Origin of the sequence: Dictyobacter vulcani (assembly GCF_008974265.1) — a bacterium.
GTDB lineage: Bacteria > Chloroflexota > Ktedonobacteria > Ktedonobacterales > Ktedonobacteraceae > Dictyobacter > Dictyobacter vulcani.
This window is the reverse complement of sequence record NZ_BKZW01000002.1, coordinates 1541000-1564875: the sequence shown is the minus strand read 5'-3', so window position 1 is coordinate 1564875 and position 23876 is coordinate 1541000. Positions and strand designations below refer to the sequence as shown.

21 protein-coding genes and 4 pseudogenes are annotated in these 23876 nt (G+C 48.3%); 12 read left to right on the top strand and 13 right to left on the bottom strand.

What is annotated here, in order from left to right; genetic code table 11:
* Positions 1-21 precede the first annotated feature (21 nt).
* Positions 22-1989, bottom strand: a pseudogene (locus KDW_RS36130) (alpha-amylase family glycosyl hydrolase).
* A gap of 301 nt (positions 1990-2290) precedes the next feature.
* Between KDW_RS36130 and KDW_RS24145 the strand changes: the two are divergent.
* The 4 genes and pseudogenes from KDW_RS24145 to KDW_RS24130 all read left to right on the top strand — a co-directional run bounded on the left by KDW_RS24145 (position 2291) and on the right by KDW_RS24130 (position 4554).
* Positions 2291-2698: a hypothetical protein gene (locus tag KDW_RS24145; RefSeq protein WP_151758469.1), complete on the top strand. Its 408-nt coding sequence runs from the start codon at positions 2291-2293 to the stop codon at positions 2696-2698.
* A gap of 53 nt (positions 2699-2751) precedes the next feature.
* Positions 2752-3186, top strand: a pseudogene (locus tag KDW_RS34270) (alkaline phosphatase family protein); the annotation flags it as partial.
* Between the two features lie 131 nt (positions 3187-3317).
* A complete protein-coding gene (locus tag KDW_RS24135; RefSeq protein ID WP_151758467.1) occupies positions 3318-3926 on the top strand; it encodes an alkaline phosphatase family protein in 609 nt (202 codons plus the stop codon).
* A 106-nt stretch (positions 3927-4032) separates the two neighbouring features.
* Positions 4033-4554: an alkaline phosphatase family protein gene (locus KDW_RS24130; protein ID WP_162005569.1), complete on the top strand. Its 522-nt coding sequence runs from the start codon at positions 4033-4035 to the stop codon at positions 4552-4554.
* Positions 4555-4673: 119 nt separating this feature from the next.
* Here the strand turns inward: KDW_RS24130 and KDW_RS24125 are convergent.
* Positions 4674-6280, bottom strand: a pseudogene (locus KDW_RS24125) (glycoside hydrolase family 10-like protein).
* Positions 6281-6730: 450 nt separating this feature from the next.
* Here KDW_RS24125 and KDW_RS24120 point away from each other — a divergent pair.
* Positions 6731-8686, top strand: coding sequence for a glycoside hydrolase family 30 protein (locus KDW_RS24120; RefSeq protein WP_151758465.1), 1956 nt, complete (start codon positions 6731-6733; stop codon positions 8684-8686).
* A gap of 323 nt (positions 8687-9009) precedes the next feature.
* Entirely contained in the window at positions 9010-9930 is a 921-nt protein-coding gene (locus KDW_RS24115; RefSeq protein ID WP_151758464.1) for a cellulase family glycosylhydrolase, read from the top strand.
* Between the two features lie 28 nt (positions 9931-9958).
* Here the strand turns inward: KDW_RS24115 and KDW_RS24110 are convergent, their stop codons facing one another.
* From KDW_RS24110 to KDW_RS24100, 3 genes are all read right to left on the bottom strand, one after another.
* Entirely contained in the window at positions 9959-10588 is a 630-nt protein-coding gene (locus tag KDW_RS24110) for a MauE/DoxX family redox-associated membrane protein (RefSeq protein WP_151758463.1), read from the bottom strand.
* Between the two features lie 90 nt (positions 10589-10678).
* Positions 10679-11221, bottom strand: a complete 543-nt coding sequence (locus KDW_RS24105; protein ID WP_151758462.1) for a hypothetical protein — start codon at positions 11219-11221, stop codon at positions 10679-10681.
* 38 nt (positions 11222-11259) lie between these two features.
* Complete coding sequence (locus KDW_RS24100; protein ID WP_151758461.1) at positions 11260-11556, bottom strand: hypothetical protein; 297 nt, start codon at positions 11554-11556, stop codon at positions 11260-11262.
* An 82-nt stretch (positions 11557-11638) separates the two neighbouring features.
* Between KDW_RS24100 and KDW_RS24095 the strand changes: the two genes are divergently transcribed.
* From KDW_RS24095 to KDW_RS24080, 4 genes are all read left to right on the top strand, one after another.
* Positions 11639-13099 carry a tetratricopeptide repeat protein gene (locus KDW_RS24095; RefSeq protein WP_151758460.1) on the top strand — a complete coding sequence of 487 codons (1461 nt, stop codon included), beginning with the start codon at positions 11639-11641 and terminating at the stop codon, positions 13097-13099.
* A 291-nt stretch (positions 13100-13390) separates the two neighbouring features.
* A complete protein-coding gene (locus KDW_RS24090; RefSeq protein ID WP_162005568.1) occupies positions 13391-13810 on the top strand; it encodes a protease inhibitor I42 family protein in 420 nt (139 codons plus the stop codon).
* A gap of 161 nt (positions 13811-13971) precedes the next feature.
* A complete protein-coding gene (locus KDW_RS24085; RefSeq protein ID WP_151758458.1) occupies positions 13972-14517 on the top strand; it encodes a hypothetical protein in 546 nt (181 codons plus the stop codon).
* A gap of 194 nt (positions 14518-14711) precedes the next feature.
* Positions 14712-15035, top strand: coding sequence for an EthD family reductase (locus KDW_RS24080; RefSeq protein ID WP_151758457.1), 324 nt, complete (start codon positions 14712-14714; stop codon positions 15033-15035).
* Positions 15036-15077: 42 nt separating this feature from the next.
* On the opposite strand, the gene KDW_RS24075 is transcribed toward KDW_RS24080, so the two are convergent.
* The 3 genes from KDW_RS24075 to KDW_RS24065 form a co-directional block, all read right to left on the bottom strand.
* Entirely contained in the window at positions 15078-15731 is a 654-nt protein-coding gene (locus KDW_RS24075) for a response regulator (protein WP_233097867.1), read from the bottom strand.
* Entirely contained in the window at positions 15709-17178 is a 1470-nt protein-coding gene (locus KDW_RS24070) for a sensor histidine kinase (RefSeq protein ID WP_162005567.1), read from the bottom strand. Before KDW_RS24070 ends, KDW_RS24075 begins: the two co-directional genes overlap by 23 nt.
* 69 nt (positions 17179-17247) lie before the next feature.
* The gene (locus KDW_RS24065) at positions 17248-17562 is read right to left on the bottom strand and encodes a hypothetical protein (protein WP_151758454.1); all 315 of its coding nucleotides are present in this window, start codon (positions 17560-17562) and stop codon (positions 17248-17250) included.
* Between the two features lie 19 nt (positions 17563-17581).
* Between KDW_RS24065 and KDW_RS24060 the strand changes: the two are divergent.
* Positions 17582-18387 (top strand): annotated as a pseudogene (locus KDW_RS24060) (IS5 family transposase).
* On the opposite strand, the gene KDW_RS24055 reads toward KDW_RS24060, so the two are convergent.
* From KDW_RS24055 to KDW_RS24040, 4 genes are all read right to left on the bottom strand, one after another.
* A complete protein-coding gene (locus KDW_RS24055; protein WP_151758453.1) occupies positions 18368-19129 on the bottom strand; it encodes an ABC transporter permease subunit in 762 nt (253 codons plus the stop codon). The pseudogene KDW_RS24060 and the gene KDW_RS24055 sit on opposite strands and share 20 nt — an antisense overlap.
* A 49-nt stretch (positions 19130-19178) precedes the next feature.
* A complete protein-coding gene (locus tag KDW_RS24050) occupies positions 19179-20225 on the bottom strand; it encodes an ABC transporter ATP-binding protein (protein ID WP_198925490.1) in 1047 nt (348 codons plus the stop codon).
* Positions 20226-20499: 274 nt separating this feature from the next.
* Positions 20500-20976, bottom strand: coding sequence for a DUF2231 domain-containing protein (locus KDW_RS24045; protein WP_151758452.1), 477 nt, complete (start codon positions 20974-20976; stop codon positions 20500-20502).
* A gap of 195 nt (positions 20977-21171) precedes the next feature.
* The gene (locus KDW_RS24040) at positions 21172-21675 is read right to left on the bottom strand and encodes a J domain-containing protein (RefSeq protein WP_162005566.1); all 504 of its coding nucleotides are present in this window, start codon (positions 21673-21675) and stop codon (positions 21172-21174) included.
* Positions 21676-22094: 419 nt separating this feature from the next.
* On the opposite strand from KDW_RS24040, the gene KDW_RS24035 reads away from it, so the two are divergent.
* Positions 22095-23267, top strand: a complete 1173-nt coding sequence (locus tag KDW_RS24035; protein WP_151758450.1) for a hypothetical protein — start codon at positions 22095-22097, stop codon at positions 23265-23267.
* Positions 23268-23398: 131 nt separating this feature from the next.
* Here KDW_RS24035 and KDW_RS24030 read toward each other — a convergent pair whose 3' ends face one another.
* Positions 23399-23857, bottom strand: a complete 459-nt coding sequence (locus tag KDW_RS24030; protein ID WP_151758449.1) for a MarR family winged helix-turn-helix transcriptional regulator — start codon at positions 23855-23857, stop codon at positions 23399-23401.
* Between the last annotated feature and the right edge of the window lie 19 nt (positions 23858-23876).

Here is a 23876-nt window from a genome sequence, read left to right as displayed (position 1 = left end):
CTCTTTGGTGGCTCATGATACTTATCTTGGGGCGTTTGCTGCCTCCAGCCAAACACATTGGTACGGCTCCAATCGCAACGCTTGTTCCGCACGGACCGTTTGACCGGTAATAAGATCAGTGAAGTGATAGCCTGATCCATAGCCACGAAGCAGATGCTCATCCATTTCTTGCCGCTGTGAGGAAAAACTCGCCACACAAAAGATCCGTTGGCCCCCTCCAGTGCGCACATAGCCCAAAAGATGCTGGTTTCCAGTCTCGACGAATTCCGTCTCACCATCAAAAAGCGCTTCCTGCCTCTTCCGTAGCGCAATACGATGTACCAGTCCTACAAAGATCTGTCCATGCGGTGACGTGGGATCCTGCTCTACCTTGACACGCCATTCCCAATCCATCTGTGGACGGTGGACCCAACGACTGTCCTCAGCTTTGTGAGGATCAGCAGTGTACGAATAATCATTCACCATGCCAACTTCGTCACCCAGATAGATTAGCGGAATACCTCCGATGCTCAAAATTATGCTGTAGAGCATCAGAATACGCCGCACCGCCAGATCCATCTGCTCCTCATCGGCCAACTGCATCGCCTCCTCTAACCCGGCTAGCGAAGCAAGCGTTCCCGCAATACGAGCGTCACCAGTATCAGGATTCTCCTGGAAAGGAACACCACGGGCAAAGGAACCAGGAAAACGTCCCATGTAGAACTGATTCAAAAATGTTCGATGACCATTAGGATCTATCCACTCCCAGCGAGCATCGTTGTCGTCAAACGTCCAGCCAATATCATCGTGTGAGCGAAGGTAGTTCACCCAGGATGTTCTTTGTGGAAGCCGGAAACGATAATGCAGGGAGTGGTCCAGCAATTTGACTTCACTCGTCGCCAAAGATTCCCACAGCAATGCCATGAGCAGGGGATTGTAACTAATCTGGCACTCTTGCGGAATGATATAACTCAACACATCGTCCGGATGCACAATCGCCTCGGACTTGAAGAGCAACGCTGGAGCAGCTATACGCGCAAGCCCGCGAAACGCCTGAATAATCTGATGCGCTTCTGGTTGATTTTCGCAATTCGTGCCCTCTCGCTTCCAGATAAACGCAACCGCATCCAGCCTGAGAATCTCCACCCCAAGATTCGCAATGGCAAGCATCTCCTGAGCCATCGCCCGAAACACGGCCGGATTGGCATAATTCAAATCCCATTGAAAACTGTTGAAGGTTGTCCAGACCCACTTGTGAATGTCTCACGCCAGGTAAAGCTGCCACGTCGTACACTAGGAAAAATCTCACGCAATGTGCGCTCGTAGATATCGGGAATCGTTCGATCAGGGAAGAGAAAATAAAAACGCTCGTACTCCGGATCTCCTGACTGAGCTCGTTGGGCCCACTCGTGCTCATCTGAGGTATGGTTAAAGACAAAGTCCAGCACCAGACTGATACCTTCTTCCTGGAACTCACGAGCCAGATCAGCAAGTTCTTCGACAGTGCCCAGTTTCGGGTTGAGACGGCGGTAACTGCTGACCGCATAACCACCATCACTATTTCCCACAGGCGTTTCGAAAAGTGGCATCAAATGGAGATACGTGAGTCCCAGCTTTTTGAACAAAGGTAACCGCTCGCGTACACCCTGGAGGGTACCCCCAAACAGATCACCATAACACATACCACCAACCATCCGCTGGGACTGAAACCATGTAGCATCAGTTTTCGCGCCGCGCATCCAATTGCTTGAGCCAGGGGGAGCGTACAAACCAGCTTCGCGCCACCGCGCGCAAGAGTTCCTCAAGATGATAGAAAAAATCGTAATGTCCGCCGTACAGACCAAACAATAACCCAAAGAGGTGGTCCCACTCCTGCCGCAGCCGCATCTCAAACGCCCGCCAATCATCAGGTGCCCTGCTCGCCTCCTCCCGAAAGGTTATCTCCAGACGTGTCCATAATCGCTCAAGTGACAGCACTGCGTATTGTCGAATCTGCTGTTCATCAGCCATATGTTTCCCCTCTTTATAATCTATCGTTTTATCAATGAAATATTGATTGTAGTAAAAACACCACCTACTTCAACCTGGATCATCTCTGCTCTCTATGATGAGATGGATGACTGCATCATATTTCTGAACGTGCATCTAAAAAAACCACTAAAAAATATCCGACATGAAAATATATTTGTCATTTTCGATCCATTCTATCTCATTCGTGGTTCGCTCCGATAGCCCTCTAACAACGAGATGCGATGAGGCACGGAGATGCTCACTTGTAATCTAATTGAATAAACTGAGAAGATAAAGGTTAATGAGCCAACCACAAAAGATTACGTTCTTTATTTTACTGGCACTTTGGGTCATCTCTCTTCTCTTTTTCTGGAAATGGTGGCTCCAACCAGAACATGTGGTGACGCAAACAGGTATGATTATTAACAGCCTGGTTCTACTCTGGTCAACTGTTTTGCCTGGATCCTATTTCTTTTTTGTTGCTCGCATGCGTGAGCCCGATCCATCATTACCCTTACCCGAGAGACATGTAGCAATAGTGGTCACAAAAGCACCATCTGAACTATGGGCCATTGTCGAAAAGACGCTCAGAGCAATGAAGGCACAAAATTTTTCGCGTCCTTTTGATGTCTGGCTTGCCGATGAAGATCCATCCGAAGAGATATGCTCCACGCGAACAAAAATAATATTTAACAAAACCATATCCTAAACTTAAAGATTTTATGTTACCCTTTTAAGGGTCCTATCTATTATGGTTTTTGTATGGCAAACACACGAGAGGAGAATATTTGTATGCCAAAGCTGAACGGCAAAGCCTGCATCGCTTCCTTCCTGGCCATTCTAGGCTTGCTTGGTAGCGCTTTGCCTCAGGCTGCCCTGGCAGCCTCCGATCAATCAGGCACTGCTCGCGGTGTACTTGTGAGAGACGCATCCGGCGATACCACGACTCCAATCAAACATGTTATCGTCATTATTGGCGAGAACCACACCTATGATAATGTCTTTGGAACATATCAACCGGTTCGTGGTCAGTCGGCAAAGAACCTGCTGTCTGAGGGTATCGTAACTCCAGTTGGTGATCTGGCACACGGCGCCTCAAAAGCTGCACAGAAGACCGCAACCGACACAAAAACGTATAACCTTAAGCCAGAGAAAACAGGCAAATACCAGACCTTACCACAACCAAATACGACCTATGCGCAGGGACAACCACAAAACGTTCCCGATACACGTTTCCCTGCCAATCTACCCAATGGCCCATATCAAATCACCAAATATGTGCCCTATCAGAACTCGTATGTCGGTGACCCCTCCATCGTTTCTACCAGATGTGGCAGCAACAGGATGGTGGTAAGGCCGATCTTTACACGTGGGTACATCAGACCGCCGGTGACGACAATGGTGCAAATCCACCAAAGCCGATTAATCAGGGCGCGCTCGCGATGGGCTATTATAATATGAATACTGGCGATGCTCCTTTTTTCAAGCAGATCGCCGATACGTATTCCAGTAGCGACAATTATCACCAGGCGGTGATGGGTGGCACCGGCGCAAACCACATTATGCTGGGTAGCGGTGATGACGCTTATTACCAGAACGCACAGGGACAACCCACGGTTCCTCCTGCCAATCAGATCGAGAATCCTAATCCTAAACCAGGTACTAATAACAACTATACACAGGATGGTTACTCCGGCGGTAGCTATAGCAACTGTTCGGATCGCAGCCAACCTGGCGTGGGACCAATCCAGAACTATATCCATTCATTACCATATGCGCCATTCCGCAATGGTGACTGCGCTCCGGGCGCGTACTATCTGCTGAACAACTATCTGCCTGGCTATACCCTTCGGGTCAGCTTTCCAGTGGTACACCCTATATTGTTCCACCACAAAAGTCCCCGACGATTGCCGATGAGTTGTCAGCTCGAAACGTGACGTGGAAATATTATGGTCAGGGTATGAACGATGGGAAAACACCCACGTCATCCTTCTGCGGCATCTGCGATCCTTTCCAGTACGCGACCTCGATTATGACACGAAGTTGAAAAACAACCTCCAGGACGACTCTCAGTTTCAGAAGGATGTTGACAACAATACACTGCCTGCTGTATCGTTCGTCAAACCCGATGAGATCCACGATGGGCATCCAGCCTCTTCCTCACTGTCAATATTCGAGAACTATTCAAAGGATATTGTGAATAAGGTCAAGAGCAACCCGAAGGTGTTCAAGGATACGGCGATCTTCATTACCTTCGATGAGGGCGGCGGCTACTATGATTCTGGTTATATCCAGCCACTGACCTTTTTCGGCGATGGCCCTCGTATTCCTTTGATGCTGGTTTCACCTTATGCCAAACATGGATATGTGGATCACACCTACAATGACCATGTCTCGCTACTGAAGTTTATTGAGAGCAACTGGCGTCTGCATACCCTGTCGTCGCGCAGTCTTGATAATCTGCCCAATCCGCGCGCGAGCGAACATGATCCGTATAAGCCAACCAATGGACCGTCGATTGGAAACCTGATGGAGATGTTCAATTTCCACCACGATCGTGATTAACAACAATTCTCACGACCAGCATTAAATCGATACTTGTGGATGGATCACCGTTGAGGTGATCCATCCTTTTTATGGGGGGAATTAAATCTGATTTCTGAGTTCAGTCTGGTTGATTTCTACTATCGTGCAATAACGATTGTTTGGCCGTGACCCGGATTGCTTTCGTGATGCAGGCGATCAAGTGCCGTAACATAGTAGGTATACGTCTGACCAGCCGGAGCAGTCGTATCCACGAACGTTTGCGTACTCGCATCTCCATCCACTCGATGCACAATCGCTACGATGTTTTGCGCGTCAGCGAAATCGCAGCTATTGCGCCTGACATGCCCATCAAAGCGATAGATTGCATACGATGTTGCATTGCTGTGACGATGTGTAGACCAGGACAACTGCACCCCGTTGTCTTTTTGCACAGCTTCTTTGAGCTCCACTGGTTCTGGAGCGTGACCACCCAGCCATGGCATTATTGGGACCAGGGCAGGATAGCGATAGATGTCGTTCTTCAGACGATCCGTAAAGCCGAGCGGATTGGCGCTGAGGTCTTTCATGCTGAAGAAAATGCTTCCTTTTACTGCGCTGTACTGGAGATTCAATTTCAACTGGTTGGGCATCTCTTCAGGATTGGCCCAGGCTGAGTTATTAGCATTGATTTTGTACGCCGCCTGCCCGATATACAACTGAACATGGCTTCCTTTGACTTCGTTGACCCACCATGGTACCAGGATGTCATATGCCGCTGGCGCAAAGCCGATGTTCCAGTAAATTTGGGGCGCGATATAGTCCAGCCAGTTGTTCTTGATCCAGGTGCGTGTATCGGCATACAGATCGTCATAATCGCTGACGCCAGCGGTGGTAGCGGAACCTGTTGGATCAACGGACTGATTGCGCCAGACACCAAAGGGACTCACGCCAAATTTTACATAGGGCTTTACTTCTTTAATCTGCACCGAAAGTTCATGAATGAGCTTGCTCACATTATCCCGGCGCCAATCGGCTTTATTCGCAAATGTCCCCGCGCCATAACGCTGATAGGTGGCGTCGTCCGGGAAATCTTTACCGGCTATAGGATAAGGATAGAAATAGTCATCAAAGTGCACATCATCAATGTCATAGTTTCGCACAGCTTCCAGAATGCTCTGGACTACAAATTCTCTGGCCGCTGGAATGCCTGGATCAAAGTAAAGGCCGCTCCCATACTGTACAACCCAATCTGGATGTAAATGCGCTGGGTTGTTGGGGCCAGTTTGGTCACATCGGCTTGCAGGCTGACACGATAGGGATTAAACCAGGCGTGGAATTCCATGTTGCGCTTATGCGTTTCGTTGAGCATAAATGCTAGCGGATCATACCCTGGATCTTTGCCCTGTACACCTGTCAGATACTGGGACCAAGGCACGTATTTTGATGGATAAAAGGCATCCATGGTTGGTCTGATCTGCACGAAGGCTGCGTTCATGTGCATGGCTTGCAACTGATCAAGCTCGCTGATGAACTGCTGCTTTTGGGTCTCTATGGGCAGCCCCGGCTGCGTGGGCCAGTCAATGTTCGCGACCGTGGCAATCCACGCCCCACGTAACTGGCGCTTGGGATATTGGGTCTCCTGCGGCATCGTAGGACAATCCCTTTTCTGCATGATACTCGTTGCCGCTCGTGCGGATAACGTACCTGGCAGCATAATCAGCGCTACAACGGTGCAGACCACGATGAGAGTAGAGATCTTCCTCATACCCTCCTTAAATAAAGTCATATACTACCTCTCTGCATTTTACAAAAGAATGCGGATAAAACGACAACTATACACAATAGTATATACAAATTTATAGACAATTAAAAGACTACATATCTATACCAGTTACTTATTAGTCCCTCCTTTCTTCTTATTTTAAGGCGCGTGATGGATCCACATACGTTCCATGTTCTCTCAACCTGGGAGAATGTCGAAATCTACGTTGATAATACAGTACTATCAGTTCAATCATTTATCATTCGTATGCTTGAATAATCTGCCAAAAATACACAATATTTGTGTCAAACAACATAAACTATACATCGCAATTATTGTGCACAAAGTAATAATTCCCTTGATAAAAATGTTGAAAGATGTGTATAATGAAATGAATGAGAAGTGCGTGGACGCACGCTCATTCCCTGGAGACACCCTATCAAGGAGGATTATATGTCTCGCTTACTATCAAAATTTGCGTGTCCTCTTATCGTCGTTTGTTTTACGTTTAGCGCGGTTTCATTTGCGGTGGTGTACCCTTCGCAGGCGCAGGCCGCCGATGATAGAAATGTGAATGCGTGGCTTACAACGCCTGATCAGAGCAATCTGCTGACACAGCAGCCAGCCATTCCTTTTTCTAAAAACACGAACACCTCTACTCCAACCATTACTGTCAATGATGCGCAAAAATATCAGCACATGACTGGTTTTGGCGCTTCTCTGACCGCTTCATCCGCTGTAGTCCTGTCCCAACCCAATATTTCACAAAACCAGGTGATGCACTCCCTCTTTGATCCTCGCACTGGTATCGGGCTAAGCTATTTGCGCCAACCAATGGGATCATCTGATCTTGCGCCACCACAGGACGCAAGCAAGGGCTGGGTCGGCGAATATACCTATGATGATATGCCTGCCGGCCAGACTGACCCCACGCTCAGTCATTTCTCGATCGCGCAAGATGATCGCTATCAGATCACTTCGCTGCTCAAAAAGGCCTTGCGCATCAATCCAAAGCTCAAGATTATGGCTACCCCCTGGTCGCCACCTGCCTGGATGAAGTTGCCCGGTAATAGCTGGGGCCATTGCACAAATTGTGATGGCAATAAACTCGGCTTCTATAATGGAAGTAATAGCTGGGACAATACTCCCAACGATTATATATCCATCACCTTCAATGGAACGCAGATCAAGTTCTATGCGGTTGTGGGTACGGACCATGGCATCGCCGCAGTCTCTATCGATAGTGGTCCTGAGACGATGGTTGATTCCTACTCACCAACCAATGCTGGTAACACGCTGGTCTACACCAGCCCGGTCCTTCCTGCTGGTCAGCATACACTAAAAATACGTGTCACAGGTCAGCAGAATAGTAATGCACACTGGAATGGGATTAATCCTGATCGTGTCGATATTATCTCGGCAAGTGGTGTCACCACTGTTGATGATAGCGTACAGGGATCTGGCCTCAACCAGTTCTACTATGGTGGTTCAGGCGCTGCCAGTATCAACCAGGGCTATCTTAATCCAAAGTATTATCAGGCGTATGCTCAGTACTTCGTCAAATTTATCCAGGCTTATCAGCGCGAAGGCATACCCATCTACGCTATCACGCCACAAAATGAGCCGCAGAACGGCAACTATATGCCAACGATGCTCTTGCCTGCCACCAGCCAGACCACCAACGGACTGGACATTGGCAATGAAGCGGATTTCATTACGCATCTGGGACAAGCCTTCCAGCAGAGTAACGTCAAAACAAAAATTCTGGCCTTTGATCATAACTGGGACACCCCGGAGTATCCCCGCGCGATCCTCAATAGTCCTGCGGCCAAATATGTCGATGGTATCGCGTTCCATTGCTATGGTGGAGATGCCAGCGCTCAAGATCAATTCTATGGACAGAAGGATATCTACGAAACCGAATGTTCGGGTGGACAGTGGGAGAACAATGGTAATCCTACCTTTGGCGCCACGCTTAAATCAGTAATGGATCTGGGCATCAACTCGACTGCCCACGGAGCCAAAACCGTTGTGCGCTGGGGCCTGGCGCTTGATTCCAATGGGAATCCTCACCTGGACACCTCCGGATCGTGTGGCTCATGCCGTGGCGTCATCTCCATTGCCGCAGATGGTACCGTGACGAAGAACTCTGACTATTATGGTCTGGGACATTTCAGCAAGTTTGTCATTCCTGGTGCGACCCGCGTCGCCTCAACTGCCAGTAGTAGCAACCTTGAAAATGTCGCCTTCCATAACCAGAATGGCTCCCATGTATTGGTAGTCTACAATAGCAACGCGAGCAGTGCCGGAGCCACAACCTTCCAGGTTAAGCTCCCCCACCGGACCTTCTCATACACACTACCTGCAGGTGCAGCCATCACCTTCACCTGGCCCGGCGAAGATGACTAGAAAATAGTTCATAACCTGTCGTAGTCGTAGCGGCAACGCTTGCCGCTGCGACCCCTCGTACCGGCAGCGCTCGTCGCTGCGACCTCTTCATGCTTGAGCAGGTTCCCTGGCGCCCCCCGAACACGTCCGAGCACACATCGTTACGATTGCTTAAATGAGAGCTCAGGCTAATTCCTCTGGCAATTCAGTGCATGTTGAAAGTGATAAAAAAGTGATATTCACTTCTACTCCACCTCGATTTACACTAGCTTATGTAGTGAAATCCTTACGTCTCATATGCTGTTCTGGGACACAGCTCACGCTAGAGAAAGAGGTGATTTTTTTTGGATAAACATATTTCACGCCGTACTTTTGGTAAGTTAGCGCTGGGGACGGCGGCCGCGACTGGCCTGACGCCTTTTCTGGCTCATCCTACTTTTGCCGCCTTATCTAATCGAGCCCATGGCGTCATTCTGACCTCAGCGACCTTCGCCCAGTTGCAAAACTGTATTTCTCGTGGGGGCTATAACACACTGAAGGTGGTGACTGGCTGGGGATTGCAGGATCGCTCGATGACAGATCCAACCACTATCGCACAACTCTGTGCCATGACTCCAAATACTATTGTGCGCACGGCCGTCGGTGATGGTTGCGGCACCGATAGTAATCCGTATCCAGATCAGGTTGTTGCACAGATTCGCCCCTGGTACCAGGCTAAACAAAATATCCTTATCGAGTTAGGCAATGAGCCAAATAATAAAGCCTGGAATGGTAGCGCGGATTCTATCTGGGTATGGCGTTATTATCTCGATCAAGCTATCTCCGCCTGTCGCGCGAACTTCCCAAACGCCATGATCATCAGTCCAGGACTGGCGACTGGCTCGTCTGTTAACCAGTGGTTTCAAATCAGTAGCGATGTGATGCGCAAAGCAAACTATGTTGGCTTCCACGCTTACGAGTTCTATGATTTCACGGGACCAGCTGGTCCTGACTGGCAGATTATTGTGCCGCTGATGCAACAATATTTTGGCGATGTCTACTGGGCACTCACCGAATTCGGCATCAATGATACCAGCCAAACTTCCCAGGCCACCAAGGGCTATCGTTATGCTGGCCTTGTCCAGCAAGGAGAAAGTAATCCCCAGATGCCCTGGAATGTTGCTTACGCAACTTACTATCATCTTATGACGGCCCCCGGTGGACCCGATCCTGCATATAATATTTATGGCGCTGGCGATGATGCTTATCGCAATCATAGCTACTAAGTATTTTAAGCCCTCAAGGCGACTCCAGCTATAGTGCTGGAGTCGCTTTTTCTTGCTTTTGTGACTCTACTGCCTCATACTCAAGCTGGATTTGCATCATCTGTCTCCCTAAGGGAACACATAATCCTATGAGGACACTGCACACTACTGCCACAGCAACTATGATCGGCGTCATGGATAACGCGGATCCCTGTAACCATAAGAGGAAACGGCTCTCTGGCAATAACACCAAAAAGGTGCTGGAGGAAAGACACACGATTGCCGCCATGATGAGCAATCCCAGGTTGCGCAACATGATTTTAGCGCCAATCTTCTCCTGGGACTTTGTTCCCGCGCAGCCACAGTCAAGATCTACTCTTCTCCGTGCCATATTTAAGCCGATGGCGATCAGGAAGCTACAGAACAATAAAGCGCTCAGGAGTGCGGAAATCCTCGGCAGAATTCCCAGCACGAGCATGATACCAATGATTAATTCGAGCCAGGGAAGAAATAATCCATAGAAAACTGCCCAGCGCCGTGGTAAGACGCGGTATGCCATGACCACAAAGACAAACGCTGGCCGATTGGGTAATTTTCGTAGTGTGAAGACTAAAAAAATGCATGCGATCAGCCATCGCACGCATACAGTGACATAAGGATACCAGAGCGAATATGCCATGAGCTGTGCCCTCTCCTTCTCATGCACTGCTAAACCCCCACAATTTTTCCTTCAGGTATAAACAGCAAGGAAAAATTGTGGGGGCGTCGATTAGGGGGTATTCCAGATATACAGCGCGTCCAGATCCTGATTTACAGGTCGGTTGCAGTAAAGATTGCTATTCTGGGTCCCATTCCATTGCTGCATGTGCACATGGATACCATAGTAACATCCACACTGACAATCCGTGGTAAAATTTCCAATTTGCCAGGCTACCGCTCTCCCATAGGTATTCACGACCGAGTCGCTACAGCGATTGGCGACATGTCCGAACATGATTGATGCGACATGATTGCCCTGACCATTTTGCTGATCGTATAAACGCACGATCACTCCATTTGTCCAGGGAGCAGGATCAACGGCGCACACACCAGTAAATTGCGTGGTTGTGAAGCTTGCAAAGGTTGCTCCGCCATTACCATTGTCGGCATACCACCACATCGCGTCACCGGCATGCGCGCCACCAACATTGATAGGATTCTGCCAGCCCTGCCAGGGATTGACGATTGTGTGCGGAGGATTGCCGGATGCATTGCAATACGTTGCAAGCGACCATGTCGCGCCAGTAATTGGGGATCGAACAAAAATTGCCATCTTGTACCCTGCTCCTTCTTTTTCTCTCAAATATGCAATTATAACAATTTAAGTGATGAAGCAATCGTTTTAGCCTCATTCGTACTGACATCATGGACGGTGAGACGATAGTAGGTCCGTTGCTGTATCCAGTAGAAGGTTGTTTGCTTGATCCGCTGATTACTCACCATCAGACCTGGCGTTGGTAAAAAGTTTACCTTCTCTGGGACGACTGCGTATGCATCGTGAGCTTTACCATAGAAAAAGGGGAATGGCCGGGGGACATCAGGCTCGGCCCAGAGGGTTGCAACTGGTTGAGAAGATTTTCCAGCACTGGCCGAACTCCTGATTGGCAAATATCTACTTGTACATGCGCGTTTCCGCCAGCGCAGAAGGCTCCTTACAGCACTGCAACGCTTACGCTCGACACGGGAACGTTTGATCCTGGAACAGCCGCTAGAAGCACCTGACCACTATCCCAGTTTATCCAGTGAGAAAAATATTTCGTTGAAAGCTGTTATTGGTTTAAGTGAAGAAGCCCTCGATGATGCTGCCCGCCGCGTATTTTATGCCCTCTCACTCTTTCCGCCAAAACCAAATGCGTTTTCTGAAGAGGCCGCCCTTGCTGTCGGGATGACCGGTCCGGATATCCTTGATCTACTGGTGGATGTCGGACTGCTGGAATATCATGAAAATGCTCGCTATACGATGCATCAAACAATTGCTGATTATGCACACTTAAATGGATCCGATCCTGACGCCATCCAACGTTTCGTCCACTATTTCGTTGAGTATATTCAACTCAATGAAACGGCATATACTCTGCTTGAACGAGAGGTGCCAGCCATATTTGCCGCCCTTGAATATGCGCAACAACACCACCTCTCAAGGTATTTTTGTCAGGGTGTATGTGCACTGACGAGCTTTTTACAAACACATGGTCGCTACGATCTCGCTGTTAGCTATCTCGAACATGCCAGGAGTTTACTCCATCCCGTACAGGATGCGCCCTTCTATGCACAGGTTCTTCAAAAACTTGGCAGTGTGCAAGAGCGCAGGGGAGAATACCAGCAGGCAGAGCAAATCTTACTTGAAGGTTTACAATCCGCCCGTCAGATCCAGGATGAGTACCTGGTCGCTCGCATCCTTGTAAGCCTGGCTTTGTGTCTTGAACGTCGGGGCGCCTATGAACAGATAGAGCACTATCTTGAAGAAGGACTTCAATTAGCTCGGGACCAGGATGATTCACTACTGAAAAGCAAATTACTGACATTACAGGGACAGGTCTTTGTCAGAAATGGCCAGTATGAGCAAGCCGAGGCAATCCAGCAAGAGGGCTTGAAGTTTGCACGGCAGAGTAACGATCAGGAACATATTGCTGGTCTTTTGATCAACGTCTCGGCCATTCAAGAGCGACGCGAAAAATATACTGAAGCCAGAATATCGTTGCAGGAAGCTCGCGAACTGGCTAACCTGGCAGGCAATACCGAACAACTCTGCCTTATCCTATCGAATCTCGGATCGATACTTACCTATCTTGAGCAGGATGCTGAAGCCAAAAAAGTACTGATAGAAGGAAAGCATCTGGCAGAGCGCATCGAAAACCCCATGTTCCAGACTGGCATCATTATCAATCTTGGTAGCATCGCGCTCAAGCAAAAAGCGTATCAGCAAGCCGAACAATATTTCCAGGAAGCGCTGAATACCGCTACCACTATAGGCCATCGTGAAATGATTGCCTGGATACATCATGAATTAGGAACACTTTACCTGGAACAAACAGACTACATTAATGCCAGATGTCATCTTTTGCTTGTCCAGGAGCAATCAACCGAACCAGATGCCCTCGCATCTTCAGCCTATGCACTTGCACAGATCGCCGACAGGAAAACAATATAGCGTCTGCACGACACTACGGAGAACAAAGCCTATCGATTTATCAACAACTCGCATCACCAAAACATCAGGAAATTCAATCCTGGCTAGAAACGCTGCCAACAACCCCGTCGTAGCGGCAGCGCTCGGCGCTGCAACCTGTTCCCGTACGAGCAAACTTCAAAGCCAGTCGTTTTTTGCTACCTGTATACTGATTATATGCACCATTAGTTGGTAAATTCTAGAAAGGTTGCATAAAACAACGTCATGGAAATAATAACAAGCTTTCGAAAAAATAATCAACTCGTGTCTCTCATGAGAAAATTACCGCTCACAATCTTTCTGTGCTGTTTGTTTGTGGTGGTCAGCGCTTTTCGTTATCCGAGTCCACCACTTATGCTGACAGAGGCAGATAGTGGAAAAACCGAAACGGTCTATCAGAATACCAAAATCATTATCCATCTCGCCTCGAATCCAAGCACAGGTTATTCCTGGAGGGTTTCAACGCCAACAAATACTGTCCTCACATTACTAAGCCAACGCTTTATTACTCCTACGCCCCAACCGGGCCACGAGCATAACGTTGGCGTTCCAGGCACGATGGAGTTCGTCTTTAATGCCAGCGCCAGTGGCACTGAAAAACTGCTACTTACCTATCAGCGCTCCTGGGAAAAAACGAAACCAGCTACCAGGTACTTTATGGTTACCATTCGTGTGAGAGCAAGACCACACTGATATGCTCTACCCCTACCTGCCATCTATCAGGTTCGCTTAATCTGATGATGCAGGCAGCAGAATAATGATAAGGCGCTCTGGTTCTTCGTGGACGGGATCAGTGCGCCTTTATTGTGCAAAATTTCATATCATACTCAAGGTACAAGAATGAGGAGCACGTCATGGCAAATGAAGAGGTCCGATTACCTATTGCCAGTAATGATTTATATAGAGATATTGGACGCGAAATCACTGCCAGACTTCAACTCCGCACCCAGATACTCTTTGGCTTTGTAACAATAGCCAGTACCTTGATTGCTGCCTCCCTTGCACAACCATACTTTACCTATCTCGACATTAGCGTAGGTTTTCTGGCTCTGGTCACAAGCGCTCTCAGTGCTCATCATGATATCGTAATGGCCAATTTAAGGCTCTATCAAAAAATGCTGCTTGCGGATGCGAATCCAAGATTATCTTCTTCCTGGCTCCATTTTCAAACTGAAACGTTACATCACAGTCAGCAGTTAAGTGATTGGACTCAACTTTTCCTCTATCTCATTCTGGGTATCGCAGCCCTGAGTACGACAAGTTTTCCCTTATCAGAAATTAAATGGCTCTTCTTCTGGCTGAGTGCTGTCTGTTTTGGATTATCCCTGCTTTGTATTATCTATGGTTGGAAAAAACGCGAAAAAATAGATCAACAACCACCTCCAGCGATAAATAGTTGAGGTACTTCAGGGTAGTAACATCCATATCTATCCAGTAATAGAGCACTTCTCATCATACCATAAGCTATGAGCTTCCTTAGCGCTTATTTATGTGCTACAATCATTAGGAGATAAAAAAATTGCATACATCCAACTTCATCTTTCCAGAGCACTGATTTTCTTTTACTGGTAGAGAATTTTTGAAGGAGATTTTTATGTTCTGTGCATCCGTCGCTTATCCTGCTCAGCAAGGTAAGAAGTTCGATTTCGATTACTTCGCCCATAAACATGTTCCTCTTTTTGCACATCTTTTAGGCGCTAATTGTGTACGTTTCGAGGTACATAAAAACCTGGCTGCGCCTGGTGCGCCAGCTCCGGCATTTATTGGCGTTGCATATTTCTGGGTGCAGTCAGGTGAAGAGTTTGGTGCCGCGCTTGCTCAACACGGTCAGGAAATCTATGGGGATATTCCTAACTTTACTGATATTGAACCACTGCGTCAATGGAGTGAAGTCGTTTCCTCAGCAGCGAACGCCTGAACACCATCTCAACAGGAATTGCATCGCCACATTACACAAAAGCTATTTTTTCGGAAACGCCTCTTTCAAGGGTACCAGATGATGCTGTAGCGCATAAATAGCAGCCTGGGTGCGATCTTCCAGATGGAGCTTTGAGAGTAGATTGGATACATGGGTCTTGATGGTACGCTCACTCACTGAGAGGTTGAGCGCAATCTCACGATTTGAGTGACCGTGCGCGATCTCTTTGAGGACATCAAGCTCACGAGCAGTAAGTTCATTGACGCGGCTTTTTGACAGCTGCCGTACCTCATCAAGGAGGCGTTCAGCTACTTTGGGGGCAAGCTTACAATCACCGTCCGCGACCCGGCGGATCGTCTCGATTAATTCGTCTGGATCAGTATCTTTGATCAGATATGAGCATGCTCCGGCATGAATTGCACCAAAAAGCTGTTCATCCTCATAGGAGGAGGTCAACGCAATAATATAACCAGTAGGATGAATGCCCTTAATGTGTCGGATAGCCGTGATGCCATCGATCCTGGGCATCAAGAGATCCATCAAAATCACGTCTGGTAAGAGTTCAGTGGCCAACTCAATGGCCTGACCACCGTCGCCGGCCTCGCCGACCACGATAATATCTGCTTGTTGTTCCAGTAACAGGCGCAATCCCTTGCGCACAACGACATGGTCATCAACGATGAGTAGATGGATCATACGCTGGCCCTCCATGAGCATCTCTAATCAATAACGGTAATGTGATCCTGATACATGTACCCTGACCTGGCCGAGTCTCCAGCGCAAAGGTCCCATTCAGCTCTTGCGCACGTTCCCGCATGAGCTGAAGCCCCAAACCACCGGATTGTTGCTCTTCCGCCAGGACAAAGCCTTTGCCGTCGTCAGTAATAGAGAAGATAATCTCTTTATCTTTGGACTCCAGGTTCAAAGTAATCGTGCTTGCTCCAGCATAACGGACAGCATTGGACAAGGCTTCCTGCGCAATACGGAATAACATGTGTTCGGCTTGAACAGTGAGTACTACAGGTTGAATTATAGCCTCAACAGCAATCCCCACACGCGCACTATAGCTACGAGCCATATCCTGTAATGCCGCCACAAATCCTAGCTCATCAAGCTTTCCTGGACGTAGTTTGAGTAAGAGCGCCCGCATCTCGCGTTGCATATGCGTCACAACCTCTTCAAGCGTCTCGATATACATTGGCAGATCTGTACGGCTCTCGATAGCAGTGCGCAAGCCACGGGACAGCATACGGAGCGAGAAGAGATCCTGCGAAATCGCATCATGCAGGTCACGTGAAATACGTGTTCGTTCCTCCAGACGTGCATTCTGTGCTACCAGTTGCTGTTGCTTGCTCGTACTCTCCTTGAGTTGGGCAACCATCTGATTAAATTGTACTTCTAATTGTCCCAGTTCGTCGCGGATGGCGATCGGTAGCTGTGGTGGATCATCCCCCTGCGCAAACTGTTCACTCACCAGTGCCAGTCCACGGATACGGCTCACCAGGCGTCGTGTGGTCAAAAAACCAAAAATGCCTCCAATAGGAATAGTAAATATCAGCAGGAGCAGACCACTTAGTAGTAAGAGGAAAAGCCAGGCGTTGATATTAAAGAATGATGCTAAGGGAGCCTGAATATAAATAGCCCCGATCACCTGATGATGAATATCCCAGACAGGTTCTGCTATACAGATTACGTGCCCCATGGCAAGATCGCGGGCTACCATGCTGCTCTTGCCATGTAAAGCCTGCGTGACCAGTGATCCACGATCCAGCAGGACATGTTCGGCTTGACTATGAAGTGGATAGCGTTTGGGATAGGAACTACTCAGCACCTGACCGGCCGATGAAAAGAGCAGCCCGAATGGTAACGGCCTGTTATCAGGATAGAGCGTCGTAGTTGGCCGGATCGGTGGAGAGGCACCGATGATATGCACTGGTGCCTCTCCTTCTTGCATAAAGAATGACGCGAGATCGTGCTCATTAGTCGATCTCTGGAGAACATTAGCACTCTCACTTGCATAGAGCAAACCCTGACTATGGAGCAATGGCATAGCAATATGCTCGCCCACGAAAGACCTGATCAGAAAAGTCAAGGGAATATAAGCCAGGCTCTCCACGATCAGTACCGAGACGAGCGTTACCATAACGTAAGATCTCGCCATGCGCCAGTGTAGGTGGCTTTTATGCGCGTTATTTTTCTGTCTCATAATTTTTTAATGGGTTACATCCCGCCTTTGCGTAAAGAGGCAGGCCAGTACAACGAAAACGGTGGTGTAGATCAATAACACTATCCAACAATGTCCATCCGAAAGTGTAGATTGGTCATCTCCAATGATAACATGACTTTGGTTTTTCAGGAGGGATAAAATGTTTGTAACGATCAGATAGTCAGGAATGGCTTGAACAAAATTGGCCAGAGGTCCCGATAGCTTGCCTGCTAACCTGATGATGAGCAGGCTAAATACCGACTCCAACGAGAGCCAGGCCAGCGGTGCCACCAGACCAGAAGCACTAGGGCGTGTTTGCAAATAGCCGATAGAAAGGAGTATGAGAAGAGGCGAATTGAGCGATGAGCAATGGGAAAAGCTGGCCCCCTTGCTGCCGCCGCAAAAGCCCCATGTGGGTCGTCCAGCACATGATCATCGTCTGATTCTGAATGGCATTCTTTGGATTTTACGGACGGGAGCCCCTTGGAGAGATCTTCCCGAGCGATATGGTCCGTGGAGAACCGTGGCAAGCCGATTTTATCGCTGGGTCAAGGCGGGAATCTGGCAGCACGTCCTGCAAGCCCTGCAGCAACAAAGCGATGCCGCAGGCCACATTGATTGGGAAACGCATAGCGTTGATAGTACCGTGATTCGTGCCCACCAACATGCAGCAGGAGCAAAAGGGGGGATCAAAATCAAGAAGCATTAGGCAAGAGTCAAGGCGGTTTCAGCACGAAAGTGCATTTGCGAGTGGAAGGTCAAGGGAAACCGATGACGGTTGTGCTTACGGCAGGACATCGCCATGAAACGACCAAATTCGAATGCCTGATGGAGCAAGGGGCTGTCAAGAGAGCAGGACGAGGCCGTCCCAAGCTACGGCCAAAGCGGGTCCTGGGAGACAAAGCCTACAGTAGTCGTAAGATCCGGCGGTACCTCAAAAAGCGAGGAATTGATTACACGATTCCCCGCCGCAGCGACGAGACGCGCACCGGGCCATTTAACCGAGCCGTATATAAAAAGCGGAACCGCGTTGAACGCACGATCAATCGTCTCAAGCAGTTTCGGCGAGTAGCCACCCGCTATGAGAAGCGGGCGGTCAACTTCCTGGCTATGGTCACGCTTGCCTCTATTCTGCTTTGGTTATGATTTGCAAACACACCCTAGAGCGTCCTATAATCGCAAAGCAGAGGGCCATCATAGACCAGACAAACCAGCCAAAAGCGCCGATCGCACTGAAAAGCAGTGCGTGCAGCAGCCAGGTAGCACTGAAAAAGGTCAAAGATTGTGGGATTCCAGAGAGCAGATTGGCCATCAGACCCAACAGGATGTTAAAAGGAATCAACACCACATAGGCGATGAGAATACAGATGGCGGCTGCGCTCATCTTGGCACATAGATATTGGATGCGCGTCGGCCCGCGAGTATACATGAGCCGCACAGTACCCAGACTATATTCGCTCCCAACCAGGATTCCAATCAGGATGATGATCAATACAGGTAAAAACGTTGATAGAGTGGTTTTAACAATCCCACTCAGTGAGCCAGGCAGGCGCAGCGGGTTAGAAACACTCACCACCTGCTGCTGTTTATATACCTCTAACTGCGTCGCTGTCGGATGGCAATTATTCAGCATCCCGGCGTTGATACAATAGGAAACCTTATAGCTTTCTGCACTACTGGCACGCGTATAATAGGTGAAAACGATACTTTCCAGCGTACTCAGTAGAATAATCAGTAATGCTACAGCTAACAATATCCGGGTCAAAGTTCGTTTACGCACAATATAGAGCTCGGCCTTGATCAAGTGGATGATTGTAAGCACATAACCACGCTGTTGTATGAGAGATGTTGCGGGTGAAACATTATGGGTTGATGGCGTAGAACTCATGGCTAAAACCTCTCCTCATCAATATATATTTATATTTCTTCTCTTAACTCTATTTATGCAATCCCAACTGCGCATCCTCTGGTGCCCGTACATTAGCAGTGGATGAGGATGGTCCTTGCATATTGGTTAGTTGGAGAAAGAGGTCCTCCAGATTTTCGCGCCGTTGATAGATCTCGGCAACATAGAGGTGTTTCTGTGCCAGCAGGGCCGTTATCTCAGACGAACGTGCGCTGGAAGCATTGATCGCAAACACTTCGTTCCCTTGCGCATCCTGTTCACGTTTGATGTCATGCAGCCAGGATGCTTCCTGCTGGCTCAGATGTTGCAGGTACGCCCAGGTCTGCTCGCTCTCTGTATGCGTGTTCATGCGTACCACGATCTGCGCCTCCCTTTGCAGCAACTCTTGCACTGTGCTCTGGTAGAGCAGGTGCCCTTCATTCAGGATCGCTACGCGGTTACAGACAAGTTGTATTTCGTAGAGCAGATGACTGGAAAGAAAAACGGTCTTCCCCATCTGTGGCAGGCAGCGAATAAGTTCACGCATCTCATGTACACCGGCGGGATCGAGTCCGTTTGTGGGCTCGTCAAGCAGAATCAGCTCAGGATCGGTCAGTAAGGCTGCACCTAATGCTAGCCGCTGCTTCATACCAAGTGAATACTTACGGTAAGCATCCTTCGCACGCGCACTCAGATCGATCAGGGTTAAAATTTCATCCAGACGGGCATCACATCTGCTACCTGCCGGTATACCGGAACGTAGGGCCACGACGCGCAGATTATCAAGGCCTGAGAGATAAGGATAAAAGACCGGGGTTTCAATAATCGCACCTATGCGTGGAAGCAGTTGGGAGAGATGCTGGCTCTGCTCTTGTCCGAAGAGTTGTATGCTGCCTGCCGTAGGACGTACGAGACCAAGTAGCATCCGAATGGTCGTCGTTTTGCCCGAACCATTAGGACCCAGGAAACCGAAGATATCTCCGCGCATCACCTTGAGATCTAAATCATCAACCGCCAGACGCACACCAAAAGCTTTAGTTAAACCAGCGGTTTGTATAATACACGGAGAATCAGGATCAACGTTTCTTTGTTCTACCACTGTTTGCTCCTTCTATTGTTGCCTTATCACATGCTTCTAATCATTCACAGCGCTCACATGTTTACTTACGCAGTCATATGAAGCGAATGTGCCTGTTTAGAGTGTAAGGGAACAGATAAAAAAGAGAAACGTCCTGAAGAACGATTTTTTCTCCTACTTAAGGACCAGGAGAACTATGAATCTTGCGATTTGCGAGCGGATGATCTGGTTTTCCGCCCGCATGGAATTCCTGCTTACATTCCTGCAGAGGAGCAGGATGGGAGGGGATAGTCTGCTAGTTGAGCCCTAATAAATAACCGGGCACCTCTATAAAAGAGCGAATTTCAGGATGACTGACCTGACCACCCAGGTAGCCCACATAGATAAATACTATCACACTCACAACCAGGATGGACATTACGATAATCTGGAGATAACGGGGCAATGTGGGTTTACGGCTGTAGAAGATCACGCCAAACAATGAGACTGCGCCAGCAACAAACATCAGGATTAAACCAACACGTGCCATCGATTCATGATCATGCATGACACCCTGCGGTACACGAGTCACATTTTCTAAAATACTTTTCGCACCATCTCCAGATTGATAGGCCACTGCAGTAAAAAGTGCTACAACGACCAGAAACCAGAGTGAGAGCTTTTGTAGAAAAACATTCTTGAAAATTAAGGCAATGAGAAACATGATACTGATAAAGATTGAACCAATAATCGGGAAATGATTCACCAGAAGGTGTATATGGGCCATGTTCATACAGTGAAACTCTTTCTAATACATTGCATTGTACGTTAAATGGAGACTATACTCTATTCAGCTTCCATACTAGAAGCTGATGATTAAGGACAGATGAAAATGGAGCCACTATCTCTGCCTGTTTATCAAAGTAATGCTGATATATATTACGTTCTTTCTATCTATCTTAGACTCCACAATTTAAATATAATCTCTCTAGCTCACAAGCGTGTTGGACCTGAGGTGGGTTTTCAAAATTGTATGGGCTGTTTGGAGCTTTTTGAATGTCGCTTCATCGCCGCCTGTGTCTGGATGATATAACTTGACGAGCTGGCGATACTGCCGCTTCAGATCCTCTTGCGTGGCGCTATGGTCCAGACCAAAGAAGCGCAATGCGTTATCTACATTGGCTTGCGAGACGCGGTATGGCTCATGAAAACTGTAATATTGCTGCTCCGCATGCAGTTTAGCTTCCCACAGCAATGTCTCCAGCGGAGCTGTAAATTCTAACCAGCTGGCAAATTGGAGCAATAGCTGCTTATGCAGACACCAGTAATTTCCTTTGACACTATATCTTTCATCGCTACGATAGCGTTCCGCATACTCGGGCAGGAGTCGGTATGTATTGATGGCTTTGCGCAAACTTGCAAAAGCTTCCTTGACAGCTTTTCGCACCTCGCGCTTATGTGAATTGATCCCGTGGTCCTCAATATGGACCATATAATAATCATTCCCCACATCATAAATATTTTTCACGTGTAATAGATACATTGGCTATGCTCAACCATGCACACCCGGACATGGCTTTTCCTCTCTTCATTCAGCAAATGCGGTGGGCATGGTCATTATATCACTCATATAGCCAAGTCCAGCACAAGGCAATTCAATAGACATCTATTATATACGCTTCATGCTCACTGAGCGGCATTGAGCGCACTCCTGATTGGTGTGTGCATTATTTTAAAAGGCCTGATGCTTGCCGCGTATATTGTTGATATTGCAGTTTTCCAAACAATGTTTGCATAATAGAGCATGATCGTCATTTATAAATTGAGCAGTAATTCTGGCGTTTTTTTCATTCACTGCTCTTCCATAGGTACAAACGCGGTAGACATGTTCATCACCGAAGGAGAAATGATGTGTTGAAACCATCCGGTCTGAAGAGAACCATCTCTTGTGTCACTTTCATCAGCATCACTCTTTGTACGCTCATCCTTATGTGTATGTTGCTCCTCTTTAGCACATACACGAAGGCGGCTGAAGCGCACATTTCCACCACGGGAGCCGACCCGCTGGCAACAACTACCGCTGCGGCGACTGGAACGGCGTCTGCCACGGTTACTGCGCATGCTATTATGCGCCATACACCCTACGGCTATATTCACATGACATATAACGCAAACACAAAGTCCCTGACCCTGGATCCAAGTTTGAGTGGCTTCAAACCAAACAGTACGCATGTCGTACAAATTGAACAGGGCACCTGCCCCGCCATGGGTTCATCCGGGGAAAGCTCCTTTGATGAGGACAACACTTCCACTCAGGACAATACTTCTGCCGAGGATAGCACCTCTGCTGAAGACAATACCGCTGCCACGGCAACTCCAGGTGCGACAGCTACTGGCACCGCCACGCAAGCATCGCCAACCGCTATGCCAGCAGTGAGTCTTTACTCAACCATGCTCACCTCAGATGCCACGGGACAGATCAAAAGTAGCGCGACCATAAATCATGTGAACACACCACCAACCCCTAACAATATGCATGTCAGTGTTTACAATGGTTCAGCTCTTAAAACGGCAGAACAAAAAGTCGCGATTGCTTGTGGCAATATCAAATCATATCAGCCTAAGACTTCCAGCGCCACAGCTACCGCCACCGGTACAGCTCCCGCCACTGGCACGGCTACTGGTACCACCGGTAACACGTTTACAGCTAACATGGGACCAACAAACAGTCCTAATGAGCATAGCACAGGCCTGGCTCGACTTAGTCTGACCAAGGGTACCCTGTCAGTACAATTCAAGGCAAAAGGATTGGCTCCAAATTCCACCCATGCTGTCCGCGTATATTCAGGAACCTGTCAGAATATTGGTAGTGTGGCCTATGATCTGGGTACCATCACCGCCGATTCAGAGGGTAAAGTCGACCTGAGTAAAACCTTTAAAAACGTCACATCAATTCCAGACAATAATCTGGCCGCCCAGGTACACTATGGCACACATCTCAATGATCAGGTTCAAAACAACCCGATCATGTGCGGCAATATACACCTGGACAAAAATCAGCCCTCCGCCACCGCCACGCCGTAATGATTTTGATCGTACACAATAAAGCTGCAGGTGTCGCGACGTGTTCGCGACACCTGCAGCTCTTGCCGCTGCAACCAGTGGGCGTCCGAGCAAGGAGGGCCCCGCTCGTCAACGTCCCTCTCAAATACCATCTAGCTGTTTGTCGAAAGGTGGTTGGTGAGCTTTTTGAGGCGACTCAGCAGTTCACGATATTCATCGAACTCTATTCCATATTGACAACTGATCTGCTCAGGTACTTTACTGGCCTGAGTCTGCAATGCACGACCGGATTCAGTAAGACCGATATCTACCACGCGCTCATCACTGGCTCTCCGCTGCCGTGAGATAAACCCTATCCCTTCCAGGCGCTTCAATAGCGGAGAGAGGGTTCCTGAATCTAAGTGGAGGATCTGGCCAATCTCTTTGACAGAACAGGTCTCATGTTCCCACAATACCATCATCACCAGATACTGTGGATAGGTCAGCCCTAATTCATCCAGCAACGGTCGATAAACATCCATCGCGGCTCGCGAAGCCGAGTACAGGGCAAAACACAGCATATCACTAATCGTCACATTGCTGCCTCTAGCTGCATCTTCTCTATCTATCATCTTACCTGCTCCCTCACGT

What these genes read in the sequence shown, in the direction of transcription:
- KDW_RS24145 (WP_151758469.1), top strand. Translation starts at nt 2,291, where the DNA reads ATGAGCCAACCACAAAAGATTACGTTCTTTATTTTACTGGCACTTTGG.
- KDW_RS24135 (WP_151758467.1), top strand. Translation starts at nt 3,318, where the DNA reads ATGTGGCAGCAACAGGATGGTGGTAAGGCCGATCTTTACACGTGGGTA.
- KDW_RS24120 (WP_151758465.1), top strand. Translation starts at nt 6,731, where the DNA reads ATGTCTCGCTTACTATCAAAATTTGCGTGTCCTCTTATCGTCGTTTGT.
- KDW_RS24110 (WP_151758463.1), bottom strand. Translation starts at nt 10,588, where the DNA reads ATGGCATATTCGCTCTGGTATCCTTATGTCACTGTATGCGTGCGATGG.
- KDW_RS24105 (WP_151758462.1), bottom strand. Translation starts at nt 11,221, where the DNA reads ATGGCAATTTTTGTTCGATCCCCAATTACTGGCGCGACATGGTCGCTT.
- KDW_RS24090 (WP_162005568.1), top strand. Translation starts at nt 13,391, where the DNA reads ATGAGAAAATTACCGCTCACAATCTTTCTGTGCTGTTTGTTTGTGGTG.
- KDW_RS24085 (WP_151758458.1), top strand. Translation starts at nt 13,972, where the DNA reads ATGGCAAATGAAGAGGTCCGATTACCTATTGCCAGTAATGATTTATAT.
- KDW_RS24080 (WP_151758457.1), top strand. Translation starts at nt 14,712, where the DNA reads ATGTTCTGTGCATCCGTCGCTTATCCTGCTCAGCAAGGTAAGAAGTTC.
- KDW_RS24075 (WP_233097867.1), bottom strand. Translation starts at nt 15,731, where the DNA reads ATGATCCATCTACTCATCGTTGATGACCATGTCGTTGTGCGCAAGGGA.
- KDW_RS24070 (WP_162005567.1), bottom strand. Translation starts at nt 17,178, where the DNA reads ATGGTAACGCTCGTCTCGGTACTGATCGTGGAGAGCCTGGCTTATATT.
- KDW_RS24055 (WP_151758453.1), bottom strand. Translation starts at nt 19,129, where the DNA reads ATGAGTTCTACGCCATCAACCCATAATGTTTCACCCGCAACATCTCTC.
- KDW_RS24045 (WP_151758452.1), bottom strand. Translation starts at nt 20,976, where the DNA reads ATGAACATGGCCCATATACACCTTCTGGTGAATCATTTCCCGATTATT.
- KDW_RS24040 (WP_162005566.1), bottom strand. Translation starts at nt 21,675, where the DNA reads ATGGTCCATATTGAGGACCACGGGATCAATTCACATAAGCGCGAGGTG.
- KDW_RS24030 (WP_151758449.1), bottom strand. Translation starts at nt 23,857, where the DNA reads ATGATAGATAGAGAAGATGCAGCTAGAGGCAGCAATGTGACGATTAGT.